General features: G+C 71.3%; 6 protein-coding genes. 1 reads left to right on the forward strand and 5 read right to left on the reverse strand.

The features are described 5' to 3' along the window. Nucleotides 1–78: 78 nt before the first annotated feature. The 5 genes from ABT342_RS02375 to guaA form a co-directional block, all read right to left on the reverse strand. A complete protein-coding gene (locus ABT342_RS02375; RefSeq protein ID WP_351565771.1) occupies nucleotides 79–5,343 on the reverse strand; it encodes a wHTH domain-containing protein in 5,265 nt (1,754 codons plus the stop codon). A 5-nt stretch (nucleotides 5,344–5,348) separates the two neighbouring features. Further along, on the reverse strand, nucleotides 5,349–5,717 hold the full coding sequence (locus ABT342_RS02380) for a Pepco domain-containing protein (protein ID WP_351565773.1): 369 nt from the start codon (nucleotides 5,715–5,717) through the stop codon (nucleotides 5,349–5,351). Nucleotides 5,718–5,860: 143 nt separating this feature from the next. Next, on the reverse strand, nucleotides 5,861–7,075 hold the full coding sequence (locus tag ABT342_RS02385; protein ID WP_351565775.1) for a hypothetical protein: 1,215 nt from the start codon (nucleotides 7,073–7,075) through the stop codon (nucleotides 5,861–5,863). A 123-nt stretch (nucleotides 7,076–7,198) separates the two neighbouring features. Then, nucleotides 7,199–8,026: a class II aldolase/adducin family protein gene (locus tag ABT342_RS02390; protein ID WP_351565777.1), complete on the reverse strand. Its 828-nt coding sequence runs from the start codon at nucleotides 8,024–8,026 to the stop codon at nucleotides 7,199–7,201. A gap of 165 nt (nucleotides 8,027–8,191) precedes the next feature. Then, complete coding sequence (gene guaA / locus ABT342_RS02395; RefSeq protein WP_351565779.1) at nucleotides 8,192–9,796, reverse strand: glutamine-hydrolyzing GMP synthase; 1,605 nt, start codon at nucleotides 9,794–9,796, stop codon at nucleotides 8,192–8,194. Between the two features lie 311 nt (nucleotides 9,797–10,107). Here guaA and ABT342_RS02400 point away from each other — a divergent pair, with 311 nt between their 5' ends. Beyond that, a complete protein-coding gene (locus tag ABT342_RS02400; RefSeq protein ID WP_351565782.1) occupies nucleotides 10,108–10,449 on the forward strand; it encodes a chorismate mutase in 342 nt (113 codons plus the stop codon). Nucleotides 10,450–10,465 lie beyond the last annotated feature (16 nt).

The raw sequence follows: 10,465 nt of genomic DNA on the forward strand, positions 1-10,465 counted from the left end.
GCCTCCACACCAGTACCGGCCCGGGACGATTGTCCCCACGCCCCACACCTATGCATACGTGTGCGACGACGGTCCCGCTCACCCAGATCCGGCGGCACCCCAGGGGGCAGACCTCGGCACCTCGGCCCAGGTCCGCGCGACCAGCTCCCCCACATCGGGCACATCGAGCCCGAAGTCGTCGCGGAGCCGGGCGGCGACTTCCGTGACGGTCATGCCCAGGCGGTGCGCCGAGACGAGGAGGTGTTCGAGGCCGACGGTCTCGCCGCAGACGAGCCAGGGGCCGTCCGGTGCGGCGTTCTCCCGGAGCAGGAGCAGCTCGCGCTCGTCCGGCGGGCCGGGTGGGTACTCCCGCTCGGCGAGCTCGGCTCCGGCGGCCCGAAGGAGGGCGGCGATCCCGTCGAGGGTGCGACGGCTCATGCGCGACAGCATCCACACACAGGCCGCGGGTACCCGGCTGTCCTTGATGTCGTTGTACGGCCACAGATCCACGGGGTGGTGCGGCGTTCCCGGCATGTCCCGCAGCAGGCTCACGAAGTAGTCCGCGTCGCCGTCCTCCTCGATCGTGAAGACGTCGTGGCCCAGAGCCGTGAGCCTGGCCCGCACGTCCGCGACCGGCATTCCCGTCTCCTTGGCGGCCCGTAGGACGTGGTCGGGCGAGACCTCCTCGGTCAGCGCCAGCCAGGGGGCCTGGCCGTCGCAGCGCCGGCTCAGCAGGGTGAGATCGCGTCCGTCGGCCTCGGGCGTACGGCCGTCCTCCCCGGCCGGGACCACGAGCCCCCGGGCCCGCATCACCTCGGCCGTCGTGTCGAGGTCCCACCCCTGGTCCGCCGCCGTGCAGAGCACGTGCGCGAAGGGCACCTCATGGCGCTCCGGCTCCGCGGAGTAGGGGATCCAGCCGACGGCGATCCACTGCTCCGTCCGGGGGTCGAACAGCTCCGTCTCCGGGTCGGGCAGCGGGGCGACGGTCATGCCGAGCTCGTTCAGCCGTGTCCGTATCTCCTCGACGGTACGGCCGAGACGGGCGGCGAGGAGCGTCAGATGCGCGACGGGCACCGGCAGGCTCAGGTCCAGCCCGCGCGGCAGCGCGTTGGGCTCCTCGTCCGCCTGGGTGAGGAGTGGAAGGTCGCGCTCGTCCAGCGAGTCGGGCAGCCCTTCGGGCACCTCGACCGACAGCGCGCGCAGCGAGTCGGCGACCCCGGACAGTGGCAGCCCCTTGTGCTGCGCGAGGACGCGCAGATCGAGGAGGGTGACGGCGGTTCGTGGGTTGAGGAACCGGCCGTCGGCCACCGGCAGAACCAGCAGTTCCGCCTCCTCGGGTGCCGGGCGGTCGTCGCCGGGCTCGTCGACCCGGTAACCGAATGCCTCCAGCAGACGCGCCGCCTCGGCCGTGGTGCATTCCCGCAGGTGCGCCAGCCGGTAGAGGTCCGGGAGGAGCGCGACGGGGGGTTCGGATTCGCGGTCCCACGGGGACGGGGAGTCATCCGGCCAGCCGACGTACATCCTGACCAGATCCCTCGGCCTGGGGACGGCGAAGGTCTGAGACGCGAGTACCCCTCTGATCTCCTTGACGGACATGCCGCAGGCGTCGGCGGCGGCGAGGAGGCGCTCGGGACTGTCGAAAGCGAGCCGCGCCCCCCGTGACATCAGTTCGCCGCCCTCGGCCTTCAGGCTGCGGACGAGCCCGGATTCCGGCGACGCGGCGTCCAGCAGCGCGGAGAACGCCTTGGTGTCGTAGCCGAGTTCGTAGAGGAACGCCTCCGCGTCGGCGGCGGCGTGCGCGTCGTCACCGCACGTGGCGAGCACCTGCCAGACCCGGATGGCATCGCCCGGGTACAGATACGGCGGCACGCCGTCGGCGTCCTGGCTGGTCAGCCGGGACACCTCGTGGGCCGTGAGAGCGGTGGTGCGCTCCGTCCTGGGTGCCGACAGCCCGAGGGCGGCGAGACGGTCGACGACCGTGGCGTACGGCTCGCCGAGTTCCTCCGCCCGCGCGAACAGCTCGCCCGGCGGGGGTTGCGCGTCCCAGGAGGCAGTCACGTTGCCCTGGGAGCCCTCCTGGCGCCCGAGGATGAGATCGTCCGACGGGAGTGCCGGGCGCAGCGGCACGTCGCCCAGTTCCGGGGGACAGACCTCGCCCAGCGCCACCCGTACGTCGTCCGGGAAATGGGCCGCGTAACGCCACAGCGCGAGATGGGCGGGCAGTCGAGCGGCCCGCTCCCTCGGGAAGTTCGGTCCCTCGCGCCTCAGCTGGGGTGGCAGCGGGGCATTCCACACGGCCCGCAGTTCCCGGTCCGCGACCATGAACCCGGTCCGCGCCAGGTCGGCTGTCCCGTCGCCCCCCTCGTCGTACGTCAGTTTCCCGCCCCGGCGTACGAGTCCGGTCACGATCGCGTCCGCCAGACGCGGCTCCTCCTTCGCGATCCCCGCCAGCCATGACACGGTGAGCAGTTTGCTGTCCACCAGGGCTCTGACGGACTCCCGTTTGCCCAGCAGGGAGAAGACGGTGTCCGTGACGTCATCGGTGATGCGGCGGCGGTCGACCGTGAGTTGCGGGACGGCCTTCTTCTTCCCGGGGCGCGTGACGACCCGTCCCCTGAGATTGACCACGGCTCCGCGCACGGACGGCTGCGGTGCGGCCCGCTCGGCCCGTCCGCCCGCCGGATCGGGAGACAGCCGGCTGTCGACCGCGATGCCGTCCACGAGCAGGGCTCCGCCCCGCTCGCACCAGAAGACCTCTCCGCCGGTGACCGGTACGACCATTCCGGAGGCGCCGATGGCCGGGGCGGTTCCGGTGTCGGGGCGGCTCTGGTAGTCGTCCGGCTCCCAGGTCTCCGGGTCCTCGTCCCCGTACCGCGCCACCGTGTGGAAGCGGGCCACGCCGAGCACGGACCGCAACGCCTTCACACACGAGAACCCGTCCAGTCCGGCCCGTAGGTACAGCCGTACCTTGGTCCCGCAGCGGCCGTCGGAGAAGTGTTCGTCCTCGGTGTCCTCGGTGACCTGGAAGAGGTGGTCCGGTCCGTCGATCGTGACGCGCAGAGCCGCGCTGTCCGGGGGTCCCTCGCGCGGGAACTTCCGCGTCACGACCACCAGCTCGTCGGCGAGCATGAAGTAGCTGAGGACTCCGATGCCGAAGCGGCTGTTCTCCTGGAACGGAATGCCGAGCCGCTCCCAGTCCAGCTTCTCCTCCTGGAAGGAGGAGAGATGGGACAGCCGTACGCCTCCCTGGGCGAAGGAGTAGAGGAGCTCGCCGCGACCCATGCCCGAGCCGTTGTCCAGGCACTCGACGAACTCACGGCCGCCGTCCACGCCCTGGGTGATCGTGATCCTGCCCACCCAGCTCGTCCCGCGCTCCGGGCTCTCCTGGCCTTCCCCGTCCTCCCCGCGTACCCCGTCCGCCCCTCGCCGCCTTCTTCCGATCGGCTGCCGCGCGAGCTCTCTGGCCTGCCGGACCTGACAGGCGTCCATGGCGTTCTGATACAGCTCACGGACCGCCAGATACTTGTCCGCGTACAGCTGCTCGCCGACGAGCAGTTCGCGCACGCGGCTGCCGTCCAGCCCGAAACGGGTGGCGACGGGGAAGAACTTGTCCGTCCTGCCGTCGGCCTTCTTCTCCGGTTTGACCTCGACGCCGGACGCCCGGCTGGGCAGCAGGGGCAGCACGGGAAGATTCAGCTCGCTGCAGAGCAGGCCGTCCAGCTCCTTCACCCGCTCCTGGAGGGCGACCATCAGCGCCTGGTAGCCGCATTCCGCGCTCAGCCCCAGCGTGCCCCTGCCTCGGTCCTGCCCGGACGGGGTCCACTCGGCCTCCCTGATGACCTGGCGGACGTGCCTCATCCCGATCCGGTCCCGGCCGCCCATGTGTTCCACCAGTACGGCGGGCAGTTCGCTGCGGTCGAGCGACATGGTCTGGGCGACGCACAGCAGCAGCCCGACCTTCTGATGGCCGACGTCGGGCCCCGGCGCGTAGGGCAGCGCGGGAGGTTCGGCGAGGACGCCCCCGCCGTGCCGCATGGCCCGGAACAACCACGACATGACCGGCGGGGTGCAGACGTCGGCCAGCGCGCCCGTTCCGGCCAGCATCATGTCGAGGTAGTCGACGAGGTCGTACGTGAAGTTGTGCGCGTTCCCCGGGCTCCACCGGGTCTGGTGGAACACCCACGACTCGGCCACGTCACGGTCCCGGCTCCGTCCATGCGGGCCTGTCTCGTCGGCCGTCTGGCGCCGCAGGCGTGGGTACTGCTCCCACTCCACCCGCGACTCCGGGTCCGTCCGTGAGGCCAGCCGGACCCGGAAGCCGTGGTACAGCGCGGGAGCGAGAGCGAGCAGCGCGGCCTCCGCCGGGGTGAACGTCACCTCGCTGGGCAGGTGCTCGATCAGCTGCGCGAGGCTGTCCGATGCCCGGAGGTCCGCCTCCCAGTCGAGCCACGGATCCTGGGCGAGCCGTGTTCTCGCCTCCCGCAGCCAGGGGTCGAGCGTGCTGTCGATGACGAGTGCGGCCTCCGCCAGCAGATCCTCGCCCTCGGTACGGTCCGTCACCCGGTCCCATAGCCTCGGGTCGCGGATCAGCAGGTGCCGCGATGCCGACGGGGGGCTCGTGGGGACGACGACGAACAGGGGACCGCCCTGTTCGACGCACAGCCGGGGGATCTGCTTCCGTGGCACGACCTGCTGCCGTTTGCGCAGATCCTCCATCGACTTCTCCAGCAGACCGCGCAGCCGGTCGGCGCGCAGCGCCCCCTGCGCGTCGGCGAGGATCTCGCGGAACGCCTTGGTGAAGAGGCTGAACGAGCCCTCGGCGGGCCCCGCGACAGCCGCCGGCTCCTCCGGCGCGCACGCCATCAGATAGCCGAGTTTGTCCGTCCCGGCCGGGGCCTTCACGGCACGGTCGATCTTGCCCGCGAAGCCCTCGAAACCGTCGACCTCCAAGGTGTCCCGGCACGCGTCGACGACGACCAGTACGCGCTCGGCGTCGCTGCCCTTGGCGTGGTCGTGCCAGTCCCGCTCCAGGTCGACGTTGCTGGACAACAGCGGCTGTCCCGGTCGGCCCACCTGGGAGTCCTGCCCGGCGAACCAGTGCCGTCCGTCGTGGTGGAAGCCATGACCGCTGAGGTAGATCAGCAGGTGATCGCCGCGCCGCGCCTCCAGGATGAAGGCCGCCATCCGAAGCAGGACTTCCTGCGAGACGAGACCGGCACAGCCGCTGCGCTCGTCGATCTCGTAGTCCTGCTCCAGCAGGCCGGCCCGCAGGTCCTCGTACTCGTCGCGCAGATAGCTCAGATCCGGCCAGTGCGGCGAGTCGTACACCGGCACGAACAGGAGCAGCGCCCGGTGCGCGCCCATCCGGGTCAGCTCGCCGGACGGTCGGCCGCTCCGAACACCAGCGTGACGGCGCCCTTCCCCTGCACCTCGCTGGTGCCGATGAGCTGGAAGCCGCCCTTGGCCGAGATCTCGAAGGAGACCTGCACCTCGCGCAGCGGGAAGGCGGAGTCGGTGCGGGCGACGCGGTCGAAGATGCCACGCAGGGCCGCCACGGCGCTCTCGACGTTCGCCGCCACCTGCTCGGTGGGGACGGGCACGGCGGCCACGTCGCGGCCCGTCCGGCGAAGGCCCTTGGTCCTGGTACCGGGCTCTTCGTCGAGCTCGTCGGCGTCGACGATGATCTCGAGTGTGGTGGCGGGCCTCGCCGCCGGCCGACCGTCCCTCTGCAGTGTCATGGGCTGTCCCACGCTCCGTTCGCCTCGTCGCGCACCGCTGGCGGTCCGGAGAGTACCCACTGCGGGTCAACTGCACATGGAAAATGCCAGGTTGACCAAATATCGCCTGTTGGGCCCGGCGGCTCGCCGTCGGGCTCGCCTGCTCAGTCGGCGACGTCGATCGTCACCCGGTTCGACTCCGCCCCGGCGGCCGTCACCACCTGGACGTCCACCCGCCCCGGCTCGACGTCGACCGGGACCGGCACCGTGAGGCTCGTGTCGGTGGGGTTGCCGAAGCCGCCGGGGACGGGGATCAGCGGGACGTGGACGTGGACCGCGCCGATGCGGACCATCATGCGGGCGAGCCGGTCGGGGCTGCCCGCCCCCGGCGGTACGAACCCGGCGCCCCGGATCTCGATGTCGTCGCCCGTGCGGATCGGACCGTCCAGATCGCCCGGCTCCCGGGCCCGGACGACGGACAGGACGACGGGCCTGCCGCCCTCCGCATACTTCCCGGCCAGATAGACCGCCGCGGAGACGAGGACCAGCGCGACGAGCCCCCAGGGCAGGGACGGCCGGACGGCCGTGTGGACCAGGGCCGCGGTGTTCACGAGGACGTACTGCGCGTCCGTGAAGCTGCCGCGCCCGGCGTCGTCGCAGAGCAGATCGGCCGGGGCCGGACGGTCCGCCTGCACCTTCTGGAGGCGCTGCGTGACGATGCGTACGGTGACGACGCGGCGTACGACGACGGCGACCAGGCTGACGGCGGCGACGACGGTCAGCAGGGCGGCGCCCCCGCCGATGCCCCCCTGGGCGATCGCTCCGCGCCCCTGGAAGGCCTGGAACAGGACCGCGTGGACCGCGAGCAGCACCCACGCCCCGGCGACCGCCCGCGACGTCGACAGCCGGTTGTCCTCGCCCACGAGCGGGGCGAGCAGTCCGCCGTGCGCGCGGTGCAGCCGGGCCGCGGCGGTGAGCAGGGCGGCGAGGCAGGCCGCGGCGGCGAGGTACGCGGTGCGCGTCCCCGTCCAGCCGGAGTCGATCGCGGTGACGGCCTGCACGAGGAGCAGCAGTGCGACACCGCCCCACAGCACGAGGAAGGTGACCCGCCAGACCCGCCGGAGCCAGGCGTCACCGGCCGCGCGACTGCGTTCGGCGACGGCACGGGCCGACTGGGAGAGCTCGTCGGAGATCCACTGCCGGGACGCGCCGACCGAGTACGCCACCTGCGCGGGCAGTCCCTGCCCCGCCGCGAGCTCGTCGCGGCGCCCGACGAATTCGGCGACGGCGCGCCGGTGCCCCTCGCGCGCGCCGTGCGGACAGTCACCGCAGGTGCAGCCACCGCCGTGCGCGCTTCGTCCCGCTTCCTGCACCGCCACGGCGACGCACCCTTCGTCTGAGCAACGGCCTTGTAATTCCAAGGAATTGTGCCGTACTGGGGCGATAACGCACGCACCACCGAGTTTGCCGAAGGGTGATTGACTCACGATCAAATTGACGTACTACGACATGAGTTCGGGCTGCGCCCCGCTGATCTGCCGCCACAGCGGCTGATAGTTGATCCACGCCACAAGATCACCGCCGAGCTTCTCGCGCGTGGCCACGGCGTCCCCGTGCTCGATGAGCTGCGGCTTGCCCGCCGCCCCCGCCGCCAGCTGGACCTGCGCACAGCGCTCCATCGCGATGAACCACCAGGCCGCCGCGTCCACCGAGTCCCCGACCGTCAGCAGCCCGTGATTGCGCAGGATGATCCCCTTGCGCCCGCCGAGCGCGGTGGCGATCCGCCGCCCTTCCTCCGCGTCGACGGCCACACCCGTGTACGCGTCGTACAGCGCGTGATCCTCGTAGAAGGCGCACGCCTCCTGGGTGATCGGTTCGACCAGCTCCCCGAGAGAGGCCAGCGCGCGCCCGTGGAGGGAGTGCGTGTGCGCGACGGCCATGGCCTCGGGCCGGGCCCGGTGCACTTCGGCGTGCACGGCGAAGGCGGCCTGATTGACGTGCTGGGTGCCCTGGACGACGTGCCCGTCCCCGTTGACCAGGATCAGCGCGCTCGCGGTCATGCCGGCGAACGGCTCTCCGAAGGGGTTGACCCAGTAGCAGTCGTCGAATTCGGGGTCGCGCGCGGTGATGTGCCCGGAGACACCCTCCTCGTACCCGAACCGCGCGAACAGGCGCAGCGCCCCGGCGATCCGCTGTTTACGGTGGGCCCGCTCCTCGGCGAGGGTCTCGTGGACGGGCGGCATGGCGAAGTGGAGCCGCTCCACGGGGACGGGCGCGGGGGCGGGGGCGGATGTGGGGGCGTGGGCGGGCGGTTCGGCGGCGGCGGTCATGCGGCGGAAGGTACCTCCGGACACCCCAACTGACCAGAGGTTTCACGCCACTTGCCGAGGCTCGGTCGATCCCGCGCGGTATCTCCGGCGCGCCCGCACGATACGGCGACGCCGCCGCTCAAACAGATGAGCGACGGCGTCGGCGTTGGCCCGGCTGTGCCCGGGTCACTCCCACTCGATGGTGCCCGGCGGCTTCGACGTCACGTCCAGGACGACGCGGTTCACGTCCGCGACCTCGTTCGTGATCCGGGTCGAGATCTTCGCCAGTACCTCGTACGGCATCCGCGTCCAGTCCGCCGTCATGGCGTCCTCGCTCGACACCGGGCGCAGCACGATCGGGTGTCCGTACGTACGCCCGTCGCCCTGCACACCGACGGACCGCACATCGGCCAGCAGGACCACCGGGCACTGCCAGATCTCGCGGTCGAGACCCGCCGCCGTCAGCTCCTCGCGGGCGATGGCGTCGGCCTCGCGCAGCAGGTCCAGGCGCTCCTTGGTGACCTCGCCGACGATACGGATACCGAGGCCGGGGCCCGGGAAGGGCTGGCGATGGACGATCTCCTCGGGCAGGCCCAGCTCCTGGCCGACCATCCGGACCTCGTCCTTGAACAGCTTGCGCAGCGGCTCGATGAGCTCGAACTCGAGGTCCTCGGGGAGGCCGCCGACGTTGTGGTGCGACTTGATGTTGGCGGTGCCGGTGCCGCCGCCGGACTCGACCACGTCCGGGTAGAGCGTGCCCTGCACCAGGAACTTCACCGGCTGCCCGCCGTGCTCACCCGCCGCCTCGGCGATGATCTCGACCTCGGCCTGCTCGAAGACCCGGATGAACTCGCGGCCGATGATCTTCCGCTTCTCCTCGGGGTCCGAGACCCCGGCGAGCGCCGTGAGGAACCGCTCCTGCGCGTCGACGACCTTCAGCGAGACGCCGGTCGCGGCGACGAAGTCCTTCTCGACCTGCTCGGTCTCCCCCTTGCGCATCAGCCCGTGGTCGACGTACACGCAGGTCAGCTGCGAGCCGATGGCCTTCTGCACGAGCGCGGCGGCGACGGCGGAGTCCACACCACCCGACAGCCCGCAGATGGCGCGCTTGTCGCCGACCTGCTCGCGGATCGCGGCGATCTGCTCCTCGACGACGTTGTGCGTCGTCCAGGTCGGCTCGATACCGGCACCCCGGTAGAGGAAGTGCTCCAGGACCTGCTGGCCGTAGGTGGAGTGCATCACCTCGGGGTGGTGCTGCACGCCGTACAGCTTCTGCTCGTCGTTCTCGAAGGCGGCGACCGGGACGACGTCCGTGGACGCGGTGACGGTGAATCCGGGCGGGGCGGCGGAGCAGGCGTCGCCGTGCGACATCCACACCGGCTGCTCGGCAGGGGTGCCCTCGAAGAGGGTCGAGCCGGTCTTGCTGACGTGCAGGCCCGTACGCCCGTACTCACGCGCGCCGGAGTTGTCGACCGTGCCGCCGAGCGTCTGCGCCATCAGCTGGAAGCCGTAGCACATGCCGAAGACGGGAACGCCGGCCTCGAAGAGCGCACGGTCGAGCCGCGGGGCACCCTCCTCGTACACGGACGAGGGGCCGCCGGAGAGGATGATCGCCGCCGGCTTCTTGGCCAGCATCTCCGCCACCGGCATGGTGGACGGGACGATCTCGCTGTAGACCCGGGCCTCACGGACGCGACGGGCGATGAGCTGGGCGTACTGCGCGCCGAAATCGACAACGAGGACTACGTCCGGGTTGGATGCGGGTGCGGCAGCGGGGGACGCTGAGGACACGGCGGCGGCCTTCCGGCGGTGGTGGCAGGGGGTCTCTATTTGTCGATTCTACCGGCGCGGGCAGGCGCTCTTTGTCTCACCATCCGAACCCTGATTGGCACCGGTGAGGACGAGCGGGGCATACTGACCGCCATGCGCAAGCACTCGACCTTCCTCTTTACCTATGGCACCCGGCCCGCCGGCTGCCACGGTCGTGTTGCTTGAACCACTGACAAGCGACTTCCCAGGCGCCCCGGGCCGACAGGCCCGGGGCGCTCTGTGTTTTCCGGGCCTGGCCGCCGCTCCGGGACTCCACCCGACAGGAGCCCCGCATGACCACCACCGCCTCCCTCTCCACCGACACGTCCACCGCCACCGCCACCGCCACCGCCACGTCCACCTCCACCGACACCGGCGCCCGCACCGACGAGGCCGCCACGCTCATCGGCGACGCCCGCGAACGCATCGACGCGATCGACGACCGGATCATCGGCCTGATCCAGGAACGGGCGGCCGTCTCCGCCGTCATCCAGGAGGCCCGGATCACCTCCGGCGGCCGCCGCGTGAACCTCTCGCGCGAGATGGAGGTGCTCGCCCACTACCGCGACGCCCTGGGCAAGCCGGGCACGTCGCTGGCGATGACCCTGCTGGAGCTGTGCCGGGGTCGTATCTGAGTGCGATTCGGCTCTC

This window comes from Streptomyces sp. NPDC000410 (genome assembly GCF_040300305.1).
Taxonomy (GTDB): Bacteria; Actinomycetota; Actinomycetes; order Streptomycetales; family Streptomycetaceae; genus Streptomyces.